Annotated in this window: 16 protein-coding genes, 3 tRNA genes and 1 pseudogene; 12 read left to right on the top strand and 8 right to left on the bottom strand. The window is 31.9% G+C overall.

Annotation, left to right across the window (positions count from 1 at the left end; genetic code table 11):
• A pseudogene (locus tag BM319_RS20505) lies at positions 1 to 192 on the top strand (IS110 family RNA-guided transposase); the annotation flags it as partial.
• 182 nt (positions 193 to 374) lie between these two features.
• Here BM319_RS20505 and BM319_RS20500 read toward each other — a convergent pair.
• Positions 375 to 860 (bottom strand): hypothetical protein, encoded by a 486-nt coding sequence (locus BM319_RS20500; RefSeq protein WP_139116359.1) that lies wholly within the window; start codon positions 858 to 860, stop codon positions 375 to 377.
• A 200-nt stretch (positions 861 to 1,060) separates the two neighbouring features.
• Positions 1,061 to 1,435 (bottom strand): hypothetical protein, encoded by a 375-nt coding sequence (locus tag BM319_RS20495; protein ID WP_069034149.1) that lies wholly within the window; start codon positions 1,433 to 1,435, stop codon positions 1,061 to 1,063.
• A gap of 1,637 nt (positions 1,436 to 3,072) precedes the next feature.
• Between BM319_RS20495 and BM319_RS20490 the strand changes: the two genes are divergently transcribed.
• Complete coding sequence (locus tag BM319_RS20490; RefSeq protein ID WP_217493001.1) at positions 3,073 to 3,855, top strand: SDR family NAD(P)-dependent oxidoreductase; 783 nt, start codon at positions 3,073 to 3,075, stop codon at positions 3,853 to 3,855.
• A gap of 164 nt (positions 3,856 to 4,019) precedes the next feature.
• Here BM319_RS20490 and BM319_RS20485 read toward each other — a convergent pair whose 3' ends face one another.
• Positions 4,020 to 4,451 carry a VOC family protein gene (locus tag BM319_RS20485; protein ID WP_069034146.1) on the bottom strand — a complete coding sequence of 144 codons (432 nt, stop codon included), beginning with the start codon at positions 4,449 to 4,451 and terminating at the stop codon, positions 4,020 to 4,022.
• Between the two features lie 277 nt (positions 4,452 to 4,728).
• Here BM319_RS20485 and BM319_RS20480 point away from each other — a divergent pair, with 277 nt between their 5' ends.
• Positions 4,729 to 5,184, top strand: coding sequence for a hypothetical protein (locus BM319_RS20480; protein WP_069034145.1), 456 nt, complete (start codon positions 4,729 to 4,731; stop codon positions 5,182 to 5,184).
• Positions 5,185 to 5,423: 239 nt separating this feature from the next.
• Positions 5,424 to 7,034, top strand: coding sequence for a M20/M25/M40 family metallo-hydrolase (locus tag BM319_RS20475; protein ID WP_091024434.1), 1,611 nt, complete (start codon positions 5,424 to 5,426; stop codon positions 7,032 to 7,034).
• Between the two features lie 39 nt (positions 7,035 to 7,073).
• On the opposite strand, the gene BM319_RS25155 is transcribed toward BM319_RS20475, so the two are convergent.
• Entirely contained in the window at positions 7,074 to 7,205 is a 132-nt protein-coding gene (locus tag BM319_RS25155) for a hypothetical protein (RefSeq protein ID WP_286143856.1), read from the bottom strand.
• 114 nt (positions 7,206 to 7,319) lie between these two features.
• Positions 7,320 to 8,084: an arylamine N-acetyltransferase family protein gene (locus BM319_RS20470; protein ID WP_069034143.1), complete on the bottom strand. Its 765-nt coding sequence runs from the start codon at positions 8,082 to 8,084 to the stop codon at positions 7,320 to 7,322.
• 441 nt (positions 8,085 to 8,525) lie between these two features.
• Between BM319_RS20470 and BM319_RS20465 the strand changes: the two genes are divergently transcribed.
• The 4 genes from BM319_RS20465 (at position 8,526) to BM319_RS20450 (ending at position 12,495) form a co-directional block, all read left to right on the top strand.
• Positions 8,526 to 9,578 carry a sulfate ABC transporter substrate-binding protein gene (locus tag BM319_RS20465; RefSeq protein WP_069034142.1) on the top strand — a complete coding sequence of 351 codons (1,053 nt, stop codon included), beginning with the start codon at positions 8,526 to 8,528 and terminating at the stop codon, positions 9,576 to 9,578.
• Between the two features lie 108 nt (positions 9,579 to 9,686).
• Entirely contained in the window at positions 9,687 to 10,517 is an 831-nt protein-coding gene (gene cysT / locus BM319_RS20460) for a sulfate ABC transporter permease subunit CysT (protein WP_069034141.1), read from the top strand.
• 2 nt (positions 10,518 to 10,519) lie between these two features.
• A complete protein-coding gene (gene cysW, locus BM319_RS20455) occupies positions 10,520 to 11,401 on the top strand; it encodes a sulfate ABC transporter permease subunit CysW (RefSeq protein ID WP_069034140.1) in 882 nt (293 codons plus the stop codon).
• An 11-nt stretch (positions 11,402 to 11,412) separates the two neighbouring features.
• Positions 11,413 to 12,495 carry a sulfate/molybdate ABC transporter ATP-binding protein gene (locus BM319_RS20450; RefSeq protein ID WP_091024433.1) on the top strand — a complete coding sequence of 361 codons (1,083 nt, stop codon included), beginning with the start codon at positions 11,413 to 11,415 and terminating at the stop codon, positions 12,493 to 12,495.
• A 59-nt stretch (positions 12,496 to 12,554) separates the two neighbouring features.
• Here BM319_RS20450 and ispG read toward each other — a convergent pair whose 3' ends face one another.
• From ispG to BM319_RS20435, 3 genes are all read right to left on the bottom strand, one after another.
• Complete coding sequence (ispG, locus tag BM319_RS20445; protein ID WP_056475001.1) at positions 12,555 to 13,655, bottom strand: flavodoxin-dependent (E)-4-hydroxy-3-methylbut-2-enyl-diphosphate synthase; 1,101 nt, start codon at positions 13,653 to 13,655, stop codon at positions 12,555 to 12,557.
• Positions 13,656 to 13,772: 117 nt separating this feature from the next.
• Complete coding sequence (yqfZ, locus tag BM319_RS20440; protein WP_091024432.1) at positions 13,773 to 14,117, bottom strand: protein YqfZ; 345 nt, start codon at positions 14,115 to 14,117, stop codon at positions 13,773 to 13,775.
• 117 nt (positions 14,118 to 14,234) lie between these two features.
• Positions 14,235 to 14,993 (bottom strand): DUF1189 domain-containing protein, encoded by a 759-nt coding sequence (locus BM319_RS20435; RefSeq protein WP_091024431.1) that lies wholly within the window; start codon positions 14,991 to 14,993, stop codon positions 14,235 to 14,237.
• 314 nt (positions 14,994 to 15,307) lie between these two features.
• On the opposite strand from BM319_RS20435, the gene BM319_RS20430 reads away from it, so the two are divergent.
• The 4 genes from BM319_RS20430 to BM319_RS20415 all read left to right on the top strand — a co-directional run bounded on the left by BM319_RS20430 (position 15,308) and on the right by BM319_RS20415 (position 16,406).
• Positions 15,308 to 15,382: transfer RNA gene (locus tag BM319_RS20430), tRNA-Asn, on the top strand.
• Between the two features lie 12 nt (positions 15,383 to 15,394).
• Positions 15,395 to 15,471 (top strand) — tRNA-Met (locus tag BM319_RS20425).
• A 12-nt stretch (positions 15,472 to 15,483) separates the two neighbouring features.
• Positions 15,484 to 15,573 (top strand) — tRNA-Ser (locus BM319_RS20420).
• A gap of 224 nt (positions 15,574 to 15,797) precedes the next feature.
• Positions 15,798 to 16,406, top strand: coding sequence for a superoxide dismutase (locus tag BM319_RS20415; RefSeq protein WP_091024430.1), 609 nt, complete (start codon positions 15,798 to 15,800; stop codon positions 16,404 to 16,406).
• Positions 16,407 to 16,437: the final 31 nt, after the last annotated feature.

Here is a 16,437-nt window from a genome sequence, read left to right as displayed (position 1 = left end):
AAAAGTAAAGCTGCAATCGTTGTCGCCCATGCGATGTTAAGAATTGCATATTACCTTTTAACCCGAAAAGAAATGTATGTCGACCTAGGCGAAGATTATTTTGATAAACAAAGACAGGAATCAATTGTCCGCCATTCGGTACGAAGATTAGAAAACTTAGGCTATTCCGTATCAATAACTGAAGCCTCTTAATCTATTTGATCAGTCCATAAACACCAACAATAAGTCGCTCCTCTTTTTTTAAAAAACGAATGAGCTGCTTCTATTTAGTATTGCCTTTTTATCGAATTTACAGAAGTTTATTTTCATAGTAGTTGAACAAGAAAAAGCTTTATTTAAATTGATTTATACGAAATTTAAAGGCGATACCAAGATTAATCCCAATAATTAAACATTACATCACCAATTGTTATAGGGTTCCAATATTTGACTTGTTCTTTAATAGTACGAATATTTCTTAACTCCTCATGTTCTTCAATATTAAATTGCTTGTTCAATTCAATTACTTTCATAACTGTATACCCCGAAAACTCTTCTGCCAACTCTTCATAGTCGATAAAATACAATGGGAATGAGTTTCCAAATTTACTGTATTCATCATCAAGACAAAATGCTATAAATGGATGTGCCGCATTTACAACTGCATATATAGGTTGGGGTAGAAAGAAAAACTTTACTGCATAGAAATTATTACAATCTTCTTCTAAATATCTTAATATCTCATATTGTATATGTTTTTTTAATGCTATTTTTTTACATCTTTCATAAAAATCGAACTTATTTATTGAGGGTGGCTCAGGATCCTCTCCAGGCATGTAATATCCCCCTGTTACTCCATACGGTAAATTCATTTTAGTCATATTGAACCCCTTTATTAAATTGTATTTTAATTAAAATTAATTCTATATGATTATACCAATTAATTAGTCCTGAAATGATATACCATAGTGAAAATTTTCTTTTTCTTATTGAACTAATCTGCCATTTTGTTCAATAAAAAAGGACCGACAAAATCGTCGATCACGTTTATCAAATAATGCACTGCGTTAGTTGAACATAATTAATTCATAAACTGTTCTTGAAGAGATTGGATTGTCTTAGAATCAAGTTTGTATACTTTTCCACCTAAAGCAGTTACTAAATTTTGTTTGTAGTTCACATTGTATTCCACTTTTTTACCCGAATCATTGATAAACGAGAGAGTTAAATCAGTCGTTGGGGTTTCGTTTTGTCCAGATTGCACCTTTTTTGCGTCAAACCCTTTTTCAATTTCTTTTAATTGGTCACTGTTTTCTTTTGAGGTATAAACAATTGTGTTAACTGACGTAACGGCAACAATTGCAACAGTTTGACTAGCTTTACTTTCTGTTTTCGAGTTCATCGAACAACCAAATAAAAGTAGTGTACAACAAAACATCATTAAAATTTTCCTCATATAAATCTCCTTTTTTTAATTATTTTCTAAAGTTACATTCCACTCAAGCAATACAACTTCCTTCTACGAACCTAAAGATGAATCAATTGGAAGATATTTTCCTATTACATGAAGAAAAAGAACTACTATTTTTAGCGAAATCCTTATTTAACTAATCTGCCATTTTGTTGCATAAAAAAAACGAGCTGTTAACAACTCGTGATCTCTCCTACTGAAATAAAGAAAAAAGGTAGTTTCATTACTTCATTAAGAACTATGAAAGATGATTTATGGACATATGAAGTAGTTCATTAAACGTTCCTTCGTTATTGAAGAATCGCATTAGTTAGTTAACTCAATTATATTTTAATTAGCATTAGCAAAACGGTTTTGTATAACAAATGCGATAATAACCGATAACATTGTAATAATGAATGGAGATACAGATGAATTTTCCACAAAAACAACCTCATTTGGCAATTTTGAAATATTACTCCATTAATTAGCTATATCAGGCTGATAAAATACCGTTAAAAGCATACCTGAGAATACATTTAAAGCAACAAATAATATGATAAAACTTACTGAAAACAAAAGAATTTTTTTCATTTTTATTCTCCTTTAGTTACTCAATTTATTATATTCACTAAGAAGATTTTCCTAAGATGATACTACTAACATTAATATATTTTTCCATTTTTAACTATAAGTTTGCAAATTCCTTATTGTACTAATCTGCCATTTTGTTGAATAAAAAAACGAGCTGTGAACAACTCGTGATCTTTAACCAATGCATTGCATTATTTGAATAAGAGTTTCGTAATATCATTCTTAATAATTACTTTTAATTCATCAAATGAATATAGTTTTGAAGAATATGCCTCCAAATCCTCATATGCTTCTTCTAATGATAATGCACACACATTCTAGATAGTAGTTACTTCCAGAATTTGTTAGCATATAATACTCGCCATTGAATTCAAAGTTTTCTATATCATTAATCACTATTTTATTAAAATTTAAGGTCAGAAAAAGTTCATTTATTTCCTTAATTATCATATCCATTTCTTCCAACTCACTCCTAATATCTTATATAACTAAATCAATGAGTTAGTTCAATAACTTTACCTTGCTTTGATAATCCTTTTACTCATTATCAAATTTTTTTGTAATAGTTATAAGGAAAAGGCCAATAATGAGGATAATGATATAAGCTAATAAAGCATACTGATCTGGAACTAGTGATAAAATAAATTTGAATTTAAACTGATAGCTATTGAACCTAGGAACAATACCCCTAATTAAAACTTGTATACTTATAATAAATAAAGCAATTCCTGTTATTCTTATAATCGTATTGATTATAGTTCACTCCTAATTTAAGATAATATAAATAATCAGTTATTGTGTTATCTACTGCCATTTAGTTTCAAAAGAAAATCAAGAATCTGCTTTAACAGAGCAGATTGAAAAGAAACTTGTGAAATAAGTTAAGCATGCTTGCTTATTTTAACATTCTCAGGGCAATATATGATTGTCTTTTTATCTTTTATAAGGTATAGTAAGTTTCATCCCATATGTTTAAATGTTTAAACATATAATCTCAATTAGGATTAATCGATAAATAATATAAGTGTGAACAGTAAGGAGAAAAAATGATGAAGACAAACGAGACCGTATTAATTACAGGGGCATCTGGAGGAATTGGTAAAGAATTAGCTATTTTATTTGCAAAAGATGGATTCGATTTAGTTTTAGTAGCAAGATCGATTGATAATTTAATGAAAGTAAAAAGTGAAATTGAATCAATGTCGAAAGTAAAGATTCAACTATTTTCAAAGGATTTATCTAAGGAAGAGGAAATAGTTTCTTTACAAAAGGAACTAAATGCTAAAAATATACAAATTGATTATTTAGTGAATAATGCTGGGTTTGGATTATTTGGGGAGTTTGCAACTACAAGTTTAGACGAAGAGTTAAACATGATTGATTTAAATATACGTACAGTTACACATCTTACAAAACTGTTTTTAAAAGGGATGATTGAAAGAAATAAAGGTGGAGTAATGAATATTGCATCCACTGCAGCATTTCAACCTGGACCATTAATGGCTGTTTATTATGCTACAAAGTCTTATGTTCTTTCTTTTACTGAAGCACTTTCCAATGAACTGAAAGGAACAAATGTTAATGTAACGGCTGTTTGTCCTGGTGCAACAGAAACTAATTTTGGAAAACGTGCTAATATGCATGAATCAAATTTATTCCAAAGTGGCGTTGGGAATGTAAAAGATGTTGCTAAAGTAGCATATAAGGGATTTAGAGGTGGAAAAACAATTGTGATTCCAGGAATGACGAATAAAATACTAGCAAATTCTGTTCGATTTATGCCAAGAAAATTAGTTACGAACGTTGTAAGGTATATCCAAAGAAGAATATAATTTATCAAAACGACTCAGACATATTTTGCCGAGTCGTTTTTTTGTTGTAAATTATGTATAAATTTCTAACTAAAAATTTTAATTTTTTGGTACCTGGAAGTTTAGAAATATGTAAAATTAAACAAGCAATGTATTCAAGAATAGGTGAGGAATTAATAATAAGATTATTGCTGTCCAGCAGGGTGTGTAAATACTTGGAATAGTACGCCAAATTTGTCTACTACTTTACCGTAACATGGGCTAAATCCAGTATCTTGTAAAGGTAATTCTACTTCGCCACCTTCTGAAAGGCCTTCAAAAAATCGTTTTGAAATTTCAATTTCATTTGTGGAAATACAAATTGTTACTTGGTTTCCACTTTGGAACGGGTAACCAGGATAAGTATCTGAAAGCATTAATACGGATTTTCCGATTTGGATCGTTGCGTGCATAATTAAATTCTTAGCATCAGACGGTATTTTTCCTTCTGAATCGTCTCCAACTTCTCCATAAGTTTGACTAAATAATACCTTTGCATCAAGTGCTTTTTCATAAAAATTGATTGCTTCTTGAGCATTTCCATCCATGATTAAATAAGGGATTAATTCTAATGACATGTCCACTTCACTCCTTAATTTGAAAGAAATATGACTCAAATATTCTGAACGCCTGTCTATCCAGTACCATATTCTATTCTATCCATATCTAAATTATAAAATAAAGAACATACGTTTGCAATATGGGCTTTATAAAAGTTTTTCGACATGAAACGGGAACTTTTGTTCTTTTTTTTATTAATTTATCTGTTAAATAGAGGGGAATTGTCTCTATTGTTGAATAGTATGCATTGGGGCAAGATGTTTAATAAACTTATAGCCTAGGAGGCTGAGTGGTTTGCAGGAGCTCAAAAAATATAGAAGAAATGTCTTCATATTATTGTTTGTCATATTTATTTCATTAATAGGACATTTTGCTAAGCCATTGCCAATTGTTAGTAGAAGAATCTTAGAAGGAATTTTTTGGCTTTCCTTAATTAGTTGTTTTGGAATTATTACAAATGGCGTAATAAAGTTTAGCCAAAAAATTGGTAAGTTAGCATACTTTTTTGTTTTGGGGAGTTTAATAAGTGCAATTTTTGCATTTACAATCGAAACTTTAAATACAATAAAAGTTTTATCATTTTATATTTATTATATTTGTCTTTTTGCAAGCTTAATTACAGGTGTAATAGCAATTATAAAAGAAGAAAAAGGGTTAGCAAAATTATCGGGATTTATATTGATGTTCTTATTTGGACTAATTTTTGTGTGTACTTTTATTGTATGGAATATAAATGGTGCTCAATATTAAGCGTCAGACAGCCTGCCAAGCGCTCGTAATTAGATTAAGTTTTAAGGACTACTCTGACAATATACTGCTTTTAATTTTTTCCATCTAGTAATAGATGGTTTTTTATTTTTTATCGTTTCTACTCTTAAAAAAAGGTATTAAGTTACATTTCTAGAATAGGTGAGATATTGATCGAATTACCTATTAACAATCTTAGAGATATTGAAACTTAAACTACAGAATGATTATGGGGGACAGATATGAATAAGATGCTATGGAATTCACCTGAAAACTTGAAAACATTACTTACAGAGCTAGTTAGTTGGAAAAGTATAACGTTAACAGATGGGGAACGGCAATTTCCAATTAATTTATTTAACAAGCTATCTGGTTTGCAATATTTTAAAGACCTACCACATCAACTGAAGTTACATGATTCAGATAAAGGTCGGAAATTTTTAACTGCATTGTATAAAAGGCCAGATATAAAAGATACCATTTGTCTAATCAGTCATTTTGATACGGTAAATACAGAAGAATATGGTGAGCTTGAACATCTGTCTACAAAAATTGAGGATTTAACAAATGCTTTTCATGAACGGTTAAATGAATTTTCGAAAGAAGTTCAAAATGATTTGAATTCTGGTGAATATATATTTGGTCGTGGTTCGATGGATATGAAAATGGGACTTGCGATGCATATGAGTCTTATTGAGAAAGCTAGTATTGAGGAATGGCCAATTAATCTTTTATTATTAACTGTTCCTGACGAAGAGGTAAATTCGGCTGGAATGCGTGACGCGGTCTCAACACTTGTCAATCTACAGGAAGAATATGATTTGAATTTTAAGTTATTTTTAAATGGTGAGCCCGTATTCTCACAAGAACCAGGAGATCCAAAGTATTATATTTACTCTGGTACAATTGGTAAAATTATGCCAGCAGCATTATTTTATGGAAAAGAAACTCATGCTGGGGAACCATTAAGTGGCATAACATCTCCATATATTGCATCTTTTTTAACTAGAAAAATGGAGTGGAATGAGGAGTTTCAAGAGACTGATTTTGGTGAGAAGACTCCGTTACCAGTTACACTACAGCAGAAGGACTTGAGGTTAGAGTATTCGACTCAAACACCTTTTCGTTCATGTGCGCTATACAATGTGTTTTTAATGAAAAGAAATGCTTCTGAGGTTTTTAATTTATTCGAAAAAATAGCACACGAAGCTGCTGAAGAATGTAATTTTGAATATGAAAATATTTGTAAAAGACATAATGTAAATCCAATTGGAAAAGTAAAAGTTATCCAATATACAGACTTGCAGCAATATGCAATAAAAAAGCTCGGCGAAGAATATATGTTGAACCTAAAAAAAGAAATTCATTCGCACAGTGAGTGGGATGATCGTGAGAAGTCCTTTAGAATTGCAGACAATTTAATGATTGAATGTCAGGAGCTTGCACCTGCTATTATCATATTATTTGCGCCACCTTACTATCCAGCAATAAATTCTACTGGAGATGAGTTGGTAGAGCAGTGTATTAAATTTTCTTCTGAGCTTGCTAATAACCAGTTTAATTTACCTGTAAAACGTATTCACTATTTTAATGGAATAAGCGACTTAAGTTATGTTAATTACAGTGATTCGACTGGCGGCTGGACAGCATTCGAGTTGAACACACCTGTATGGGGAGATAGTTATACTTTACCTTTTAGTTTAATGGAAAAATTAAATGCGCCTGTATTAAATATCGGACCGTTCGGAAAAGATGCCCATAAGTTAACGGAGAGATTACATATTAGAAATGCTTTTGAAGAAGTGCCTTATATAGTAGAAGAAGTGATTCATATGATTAGTAAAATGAGATGACATAAAGTAAACCTTCTAAAAAAGAAGGTTTATTTTTATTTAATATTCTATTTCTTCAATATCCTTTGCCTGAGGAAGTGGTTGGTTATTTTTTTGGCTCTGATTTATATTATTTATTTCGTCTTCTCTTCTTTCTCTTATATTGCTGTTTTGCTTTTCGCGATTTTTCAATTTATTTGCTCCCTTCACTTCGATTACAGTTAATTTGTGCAAAATTAACTAATTTATTAGAAGTTTTAGGAGTAAAGGGAGTAAAAGGGAAATATTCAGGTATGGCAAAATCGTTTAACCTTTTATTTCTGCTTTTTGATTAAATAGATTATTAAAAATGGATTGCCACTCATTTTGACTTTTTATTTCAGTTAGACAGATTCTATGATTTTTCGTTACTTTTAATTGGTGATCTGATAATGAAATTCTTCCTTCTTTCGTTAATAAGTTGACGATTTTATATTGGGTGAAAATTGTTTCATTACTAGTTTGGAAGTATAGAAATTGTTCTTCGAATTGTTGGAGCTGTTTTGGGATAGTTGAAATGAAAAGTAAATCCTTCCAAATTCCACTGAATTTTTGAAGTATGAAATTCGAATCGTCTTGTTTAATCATTCGATAGGATCCATTTGAATCTGAGTATTCATAATGGTCACGAAGCAAGAGTGGTTCTAAAAAACCGCCACCAATTCCTACGTCTGCGAGATAGTTTTGATTGTCAATTTTGACTAATATTGATAAATGTGAAAATTCGGGATTCCAACACTGTTTTTCTTCATTCCAAAATTTAGTTGAAATAAATGATACATTGAAACCTAATTCCTGTAGAACTGAAAAAAGTAATGAATTCGTTTCAAAACAAATCCCACCACGCTTACCATTTGCTATTTTTTTCATAATTTCAGAAGGATTCATTGAGAGCGGTATTTGAGAAATAATATCGATATTTTCAAATGGTATTGAAAGTAAGTGGTGTTTATGAATTTGTTTTAATGAGGAATATGAAATTGTTTGGGGTTTATTTAAACGGATGTGTTTAAAATATGACTCAATTAGCATGAAATCCTCCATAAAATTTAATGTAAATAGTAAATATAATGAGTATACAATGAGGATTGTATAAAAAGTTAAAAATAAGAGAAATAATTTAAAATTTTCTAAAATCATAGTTGACACATAGGAATAGTCTGTTTATTATTAAGCTTATATAAAAAATCAATATGGCTGATTGGAAGACCAAAGGCCCTTAACTATTTTCATTAGTTAAGGGTCTTTTTGCACTTTAAAAAGGATAAATTGGCAGCGATGAGGAGTACTCGGCGTAGTGGCCAATTATAGGAATAAAGTATAAGTGCAACTACGTCTCTGCCTTCGCCTAAAAGGCTAGGCAATCGACGAGTTTTCTTTACATTTGTGCCTTAAAGGGGAGATTTTAATGTGTTGAAGTGTAGAGGTGGGTACAAATAAAAATCGGAAAATTGAAATTGAGAGGGGCAGATTATTGTGGGGGCAAAGAAATGGGTTATTAGTTCAGTAGTTGTTGTATTAGCAGTTTCGGGAGTATTGTATGCGACCTTGAAGGATGATAAATCTGAGGCTACTAATACTGAAGCGGCAAATAAAAAAGTGGAATTGTTAAATGTTTCTTATGATCCAACTCGTGAATTATATGAAAATTATAATAAAGCTTTTAGTAAATATTGGGAAAAAGAACATCACCAAACTGTAACAATTAAGCAGTCTCATGGTGGTTCTGGAAAGCAAGCTAGAGCAGTAATCGACGGTTTAGATGCTGATGTAGTTACACTAGCTCTTGGATATGATATTGATTCGATCAATGAAAAGGCACAACTAATATCCCCTAATTGGCAAAAAGAATTTAAATACAATTCAACTCCTTATACATCAACAATTGTTTTTTTAGTAAGGAAAGGAAATCCGAAAAATATTAAGGATTGGGATGATTTAACGAAAAAAGGAGTTCAAGTCATTACTCCAAATCCAAAAACTTCGGGTGGTGCAAGGTGGAATTATTTAGCTGCTTGGGGCTATGCAGACAAAAAATATAATGGCGATGAGAAAAAAGTAAAAGCGTTTATGAAGAAATTATATAAAAACGTTCCAGTATTAGATACTGGTGCACGTGGTTCAACAACTACATTTGTTGAAAAAGGAATTGGAGATGTGTTAATTGCATGGGAAAATGAAGCATTACTTTCAGAGAAGGAATTAGGTGAGGGGAAATATAAAATTGTATATCCTTCGATTAGTATTCTAGCTGAGCCACCTGTTGCGGTTGTTGATAAAAATGTGAAGGAAAAGAAAACCGAAGAAGTAGCAAAGGCGTACTTATCTTATCTTTATAGCAAAGAAGGTCAAAAGATCATCGCCGAAAATTATTATCGTCCAAGAGATAAAGAGATACTCGCTAAATATAGTGAACAATATCCTAGCCTGCCACTGTTAACAATTGATAAAGATTTCGGAGGATGGGGTAAAGCTCAATCGAAGCATTTTGATGATGGTGGAGTATTTGACCAAATTTATCAATAATCACGTAAGTGGAAAATAAGGAGGACATTGGACTTTATTGGGCGTTTTACTAGAGCTTAAGCCAAGTCTTCTTTATTTGATTTTTATTTTAAGGAGGATTGACAAAATTTGTTTAAGAAGCAGAAAAGAATCCTACCTGGATTTGGATTAACATTTGGATTTTCAATATTATATATAAGTTTTTTTATTTTTCTTCCGGTATCGGTGCTGTTTTTGCATTCTTTCGATATAGGTTGGTCAAAATTTATAAAAATTGTTAGTGAACATAGAGTACTAATGTCTTATAAAGTAAGTTTTGGAACTGCCTTTATTGCTGCGATTATTAACGCTGTTTTTGGTTTATTAGTAGCTTGGGTGCTTGTACGTTATCGTTTTCCTGGTAAACGAATTGTAGATGCATTCATTGATTTACCTTTTGCATTACCGACTGCAGTTGCTGGTATTACTTTAACTACATTGTATTCTCCTGATGGTTGGGTTGGTAAATTTTTCTCTTTCAAAATAGCTTATACACCACTTGGGATTATTATAGCTCTTACATTTATCGGGTTACCATTTGTAGTTAGGATGGTTCAACCTGTTCTTGAAAATTTTCAAAAAGATGTTGAGGAAGCAGCAGCAAGTCTAGGTGCAAACCGTTTTCAAATTTTTTGGAAAGTAATTTTTCCGGGGATTTTACCAGCATTATTGACTGGATTTTCTTTAGCATTCGCAAGATCCTTAGGTGAGTATGGGTCTGTCGTGTTTATTTCGGGAAATATGCCAATGAAGACTGAAATTACACCCTTGTTAATTATGACAAAATTAGAGCAATATGATTACTCGGGTGCAACCGCACTTGCTGTTGTGTTATTAGTAACTTCTTTTTTACTCTTATTGATCATTAGTATTTTTCAAAGATACGCAAATCGTGCTTTTGTTCAAGGGGGTAAGGGTTAAGAATGGAAAGAGAATTTAAGATTGTGAGAGAACTAGAAGTGAATGCTAATACTGATAAAAGAGCAAAATTGAACGGCAATACGATTCAGATCATGTTAATTAGTATTGTCATACTTTTTTTAGCGTTATTTTTATTTCTTCCATTAGTTTCAATTTTTATAAAGGCCTTACAAGATGGTTTTGGAGTTTATAAAGAAGCGATTGTAAATGATGAGACGTTAGCAGCAATTAAATTGACGTTTTTGGTAACGATTATTACGTTACCGCTTAATGCAATTTTTGGTGTTTCGATTGCCTGGGCTACAACGAAATTTAATTTTAAAGGAAAAAATATATTAGTAACTTTAATTGAACTACCTTTTGCAGTGTCGCCAGTTGTAGCAGGATTTTTATTTGTTCTATTATTTAGTCCGAATAATGGGATTTTTGGTGGTTGGTTAAAGGAACATAATTTGAAAATCATTTTTTCAACACCTGGAATTGTTTTAGCAACAATTTTTGTCACTTTGCCTTTTGTTGCGAAAGAATTAATTGCGGTTATGCAGGCAACAGGCAGTGCTGAAGAAGAGGCTGCGCTAACTTTGGGTGCGAACGGATGGCATATTTTTTGGAAGGTGACACTTCCGAAAATTAAATGGGGACTTTTGTATGGCGTTATATTATGCAATGCAAGAGCGGTTGGAGAATTTGGTGCTGTATCTGTTGTATCTGGACATATTCGCGGCGAAACAATTACAATGCCACTTCAAATTGAAAATTTATATAATGAGTACCAATTTCCACAAGCATATACAGTTGCGTCACTCATGTCCATTTTTGCGATTCTGACATTAGTTATTAAAAATATTATTGAATGGAAAGTTCTAAAGGAAGAGAAACAATAGGAGAGGATTGTATGTCAATTAAAGTTTCAAATGTAATGAAAAGTTATGAAAATGAAACTGCCTTAAAAGGAATTGATTTAAATATTAAAAAAGGGGAATTAGTTGCTTTATTAGGTCCATCTGGGTCTGGTAAAACAACATTGTTGCGAATCATTGCCGGTTTAGAGAATCCAGATTTGGGTGAAATATTTTTTGAAGATCAGGATGTAGCAAATGTGCAAGTGAAAGAAAGAAATGTAGGATTTGTATTCCAGCATTATGCTTTATTTCAGCACATGACTGTTTTTGAAAATATTGCTTTTGGTTTGAAGGTTAGACCAAGAGCTACACGTCCTTTAAAAAGAAAAATTAATGAGAAAGTGATGGAATTACTATCTTTAGTAAAATTAGAAAGCTTTGCAAATCGATTTCCTTCTCAATTATCTGGTGGCCAAAGACAACGTGTTGCATTAGCAAGAGCATTGGCTGTTGAACCAAGTGTATTATTATTAGATGAACCATTTGGGGCATTGGATGCAAAAGTGAGAAAGGATTTAAGAAGATGGTTACGTAAACTCCATGATGAAATTCATATTACGAGTATATTTGTAACGCATGATCAAGAGGAAGCACTTGAAGTTGCAGATCGAGTTGTCATTATGAATGGCGGGACGATTGAACAAATCGGAACACCTGAGGAAGTTTACCATACACCAGCAAGTCCGTTTGTTTATGATTTTCTTGGCAAAGTAAATTTATTTCATGGAAGGATAAATAAAGGAAGCTTAATAAGTGGAGGATTAGAAATTCCGTTACCAGAATTAGTTGAACATGAACATAAAGAACATAATGAGGTTACCGGTTATGTTCGTCCTCATCAAATTACAATCGAAAAGTTTGAAACAAATCAAACGTCGATCAGTGCAATCGTAACCCATATTCATGCTGTAGGACCAATCGTATATGTGGAGGTTCTACGAGAGGATACAAATGATTATGTTGAAATTGAACTCATGAACGAATTATTTTACGAGCTAAATATTCAACTTGGAGAAAGGGTATTTGTCCGTCCAAATGAATTGAAGGTATTTATTCCTCAAGATTATTCGATCTGACAAGATTAGAAAAGTATAAAAAAGGTTAAGGAGCAATGTCCTTAACCTTTTTGTTATTATTAACCTTTTGCTGCTTCTAGTTCAGCTAGTTTTTCTTTGGCAATGATGTCGATTTCGCGTTTTAGTTCTTCAACCATTGTTGCTTCTGGTACTTTACGTACGATTTCCCCGTGACGGAATAGTAATCCTTCACCACGAGCTCCAGCAATACCGATATCTGCTTCACGTGCTTCACCAGGACCGTTTACTGCACATCCAAGAACGGCAACTTTAATTGGTACTTTTAATGTTGAAATGTATTCTTCAACATCATTCGCAATACTAATTAAGTCAATTTCAATTCGACCACATGTAGGACATGAAATTAATGTCGCAGCATTTGATGATAAACCGAAAGATTTAAGTAATTCTCTTGCAACTTTTACTTCTTCAACTGGATCTGCGCTTAATGAGATACGCATTGTATTTCCGATCCCTTTACTAATGATCGCACCTAAACCAGCGGCACTCTTAACAGTACCAGCAAACAAAGTACCTGATTCAGTAATACCTAAATGTAAAGGATAATCGAATGCTTTTGAAGCTTTTTCATAAGCTTCAATTGCTAGGTTTACATCTGATGCTTTCATCGAAACGATGATGTCATGGAAATCTAAATCTTCAAGGATTTTAATATGATGTAATGCACTTTCAACCATTCCATCAGCAGTTGGGTAACCATATTTCTCTAAGATTCGTTTTTCTAATGAACCAGCATTAACACCGATACGAATCGGAATTCCTTTAGCTTTAGCAGCATTTACTACTGCTTCAACCTTTTCTTTACGACCGATATTACCTGGATTAATTCTTATTTTATCTACTCCGCCTTCAATTGCTTTTAAGGCTAATTTATAATCAAAGTGTATATCTGCAACAAGTGGTATGTTAATTTGTTTTTTAATATCAGCGATTGCATTTGCAGCTCTTTCGTCTGGTACTGCCACTCGAACAATCTGACATCCAGCTTCTTCAAGTCGTTTAATTTCTGCAACTGTTGCTTCAACATCGTGTGTTTTTGTTGTAGTCATACTTTGGATCGAAATTTCATTTGCTCCACCAACAACCACATTACCTACTTTAACTGCACGTGTTTTACTTCTATGTGTAATTTCGTTCACGAGTAACTCGCTCCTTCAAAAATAACTTTATTTCTATTTTGTATAAATCTACATTATCATATTTTCTTCATGATTACTCATTTTATCAACTGGTTCTAAAGAAATATATCACAAATTTTATTTTTGTGGAGAGTAAATTGGGAATTTATATGATTTTCCACTTTGAATTTTAGTAGGTGAAAGACCATTGTTTAATGCACTAAAATCTTTTGTAATTTGGCTAATTGGCTGGTTAAAATCGGGGTTAAGGTCTTCGATAATTCCTAAAACAGTGTCACCGTTTTTAACTTGAATTTTTTCATATTTTGGAAGTGAGATTGATTTTGTTTCAGATTTTGTTTCAGATTTTGTTGCTTTTGCCACTGTAGCAATATGTTTAGTTGGGATCGTCCCTACTTGTAAATCAAAGAATATTATATATGCAAGCAATAAAGAACCAAGTAAAAAAGCTATTTTTTTCATTAATAATCACTCCTTTTGTAGACTATATGCTTGTCCACAACGAATATTCCTATTAGGAGCTTGGACTAATAAATATTTTAGCAAAAAAAAGAAGTGTGAAACACACTTCAGTAAACATTATTTTTTAGTTGGTAAATTTTTAATTGTTAAAGTGTACATAACAACTGTTATTAAAATAAAAATTAATGTTTGGAATGGTATATTGATTTTCAATAATCCTAGCAATAAATAGATAACAGTCGGTAGTGTTAAGCTATATGAAACCATTGCAAAGCGTTGTCTAAAGGGTAAGTGCTTAGTCGACTTAAATAAAGCTGTTAAAAACGCTAATAATGTAGCAACTATAAATATGAAGATACAAGATCCTAAATAAAATAAGAAAAATAATGCGATTAAAAATACTGGAAGAGCTTCTTTTATATTTTTAATAAAATTTGAAACGTCTGCTTTGTTTATTTTTTTAGATTTTAATGAAGGGTAAGGGAAATCTTGCTCGCCTTTATCATTTTTGATAATTACTCTATTTTTTAAAACAACAACAGTAAATTGTTCATTTTTTAATTTTGAAGGAATAACTGTTTCATTTGGATAAAAAGCATATTTATAATCGCCGATATTTCGTTCGAACGGCGTATTATCGTTTATTGATATAGCTCCTTTGTTTAAAGAAATTGAGTGGATATTATCTTTAAGCAAATGAGAAACATTGTTCACCTGAAGCTTCACGTTTTTTTCAAATGAAAAGAAACCCGGAAGAGTATATAAAATTGCAAGTAGGAAAAGAAAAAAGATTGTTTTACCGATTTTTTGGAGTCTATATCTTGATATTGTTTTTGGAGAGTATAAACTAAACCAAAATTGTTTAAATATATTCATAAACTCATCCTTTCTTATTTAATGTTATTTCACTTCCCGAAATTTATTATGTAACTTTCGGGCTATTTTGTATATTATAATCTTTTTTTGGTAATTGAATATTAAACTTTAATTAAAATGATAAGAGTAAATAAGAAGAGTAAGACAATGGTTTTAAGAATTGTATTTAAGCTTGGCTTTAAACCCCTTTAAACCAATTTATTTTCACTAAAAAATAGTTATTATAAATTAATAATAAAAAAATAATAAAAAGTGTTGACGTCTAGTTTGAAACATGGTAAATTAAATATTGTCTTAAGGACAACAAGAATTATTCCGCAGTAGCTCAGTGGTAGAGCACTCGGCTGTTAACCGAGTGGTCGTAGGTTCGAACCCTACCTGCGGAGCCATTTATATATTTTGGCGGTGTAGCTCAGCTGGCTAGAGCGTACGGTTCATACCCGTGAGGTCGTGGGTTCGACTCCCTCCGCCGCTACCAATATTTTATTATGGAGTAATACCCAAGTCCGGCTGAAGGGATCGGTCTTGAAAACCGACAGGGGTGTAACAGCCCGCGGGGGTTCGAATCCCTCTTACTCCTTAATTAGTGAAAAAGTCTTCAACTATCATGTTGAAGACTTTTTTCGTTTTAGTTTTTAAATTAATAAAGGATGATTTTAATGCTTACGGTCCAGAATAATTTTTCTTCCAAAAATTAATCTTTTTTACTTTCTTTCCCTTTTCTGAGCATTACTATTGAAATCTTTCAGTATATTTGATAACTTTAAATTGAAATTCACTATTATCTTTGGGAGGAAATAAAAAATGTCAAAATTTGAATTACCACAATTACCTTATGCTTATGATGCATTAGAGCCACACTTTGATAAAGAAACAATGAATATTCACCACAATCGTCACCACAATACATATGTAACAAACTTAAACGCTGCTTTAGAAGGTAAAGAAGTAGCTGCTTCTTCAATTGAAGAATTAATTTCAAACTTAGATGCACTTCCAGAAGGTATCCGTACAGCTGTACGTAACAATGGTGGTGGACATGCTAACCATAGCTTATTCTGGACTTTATTAACTCCAGAAGGCACTGGCACTCCAGTTGGAGAAGTTGCTGAAGCAATTAACGCTAAATTCGGTAGCTTAGATGAGTTAAAATCTGCTTTCACTCAAGCTGCATTAACTCGTTTCGGTTCTGGTTGGGCATGGTTAGTAGTAAACAATGGTGAGTTAGAAGTGACTAGCACAGCTAACCAAGATTCACCATTAATGGAAGGTAAAACTCCAATCTTAGGTTTAGATGTTTGGGAGCATGCTTACTACTTAAACTACCAAAACAAACGCCCTGACTACGTTGGTGCATTCTGGAATGTAGTTAACTGGGAAAAAGTAGAAGAATTATACCAAGCTGCTAAATAATTTATAAAAAATGAACACTACTTAATTTATT

The organism is Bacillus sp. UNCCL81 (genome assembly GCF_900112535.1).
Lineage (GTDB): Bacteria > Bacillota > Bacilli > Bacillales > Bacillaceae_G > Gottfriedia > Gottfriedia luciferensis_B.
This window is presented reverse-complemented; position numbering and strand designations above follow the sequence as displayed.

What these genes read in the sequence shown, in the direction of transcription:
- cysW (WP_069034140.1), top strand. Translation starts at nt 10,520, where the DNA reads ATGGAAAGAGAATTTAAGATTGTGAGAGAACTAGAAGTGAATGCTAAT.
- BM319_RS20495 (WP_069034149.1), bottom strand. Translation starts at nt 1,435, where the DNA reads ATGAGGAAAATTTTAATGATGTTTTGTTGTACACTACTTTTATTTGGT.
- BM319_RS20415 (WP_091024430.1), top strand. Translation starts at nt 15,798, where the DNA reads ATGTCAAAATTTGAATTACCACAATTACCTTATGCTTATGATGCATTA.
- BM319_RS20490 (WP_217493001.1), top strand. Translation starts at nt 3,073, where the DNA reads ATGAAGACAAACGAGACCGTATTAATTACAGGGGCATCTGGAGGAATT.
- BM319_RS20435 (WP_091024431.1), bottom strand. Translation starts at nt 14,993, where the DNA reads ATGAATATATTTAAACAATTTTGGTTTAGTTTATACTCTCCAAAAACA.
- BM319_RS20450 (WP_091024433.1), top strand. Translation starts at nt 11,413, where the DNA reads ATGTCAATTAAAGTTTCAAATGTAATGAAAAGTTATGAAAATGAAACT.
- BM319_RS20475 (WP_091024434.1), top strand. Translation starts at nt 5,424, where the DNA reads ATGAATAAGATGCTATGGAATTCACCTGAAAACTTGAAAACATTACTT.
- BM319_RS20470 (WP_069034143.1), bottom strand. Translation starts at nt 8,084, where the DNA reads ATGCTAATTGAGTCATATTTTAAACACATCCGTTTAAATAAACCCCAA.
- yqfZ (WP_091024432.1), bottom strand. Translation starts at nt 14,117, where the DNA reads ATGAAAAAAATAGCTTTTTTACTTGGTTCTTTATTGCTTGCATATATA.
- BM319_RS20485 (WP_069034146.1), bottom strand. Translation starts at nt 4,451, where the DNA reads ATGTCATTAGAATTAATCCCTTATTTAATCATGGATGGAAATGCTCAA.
- BM319_RS20500 (WP_139116359.1), bottom strand. Translation starts at nt 860, where the DNA reads ATGACTAAAATGAATTTACCGTATGGAGTAACAGGGGGATATTACATG.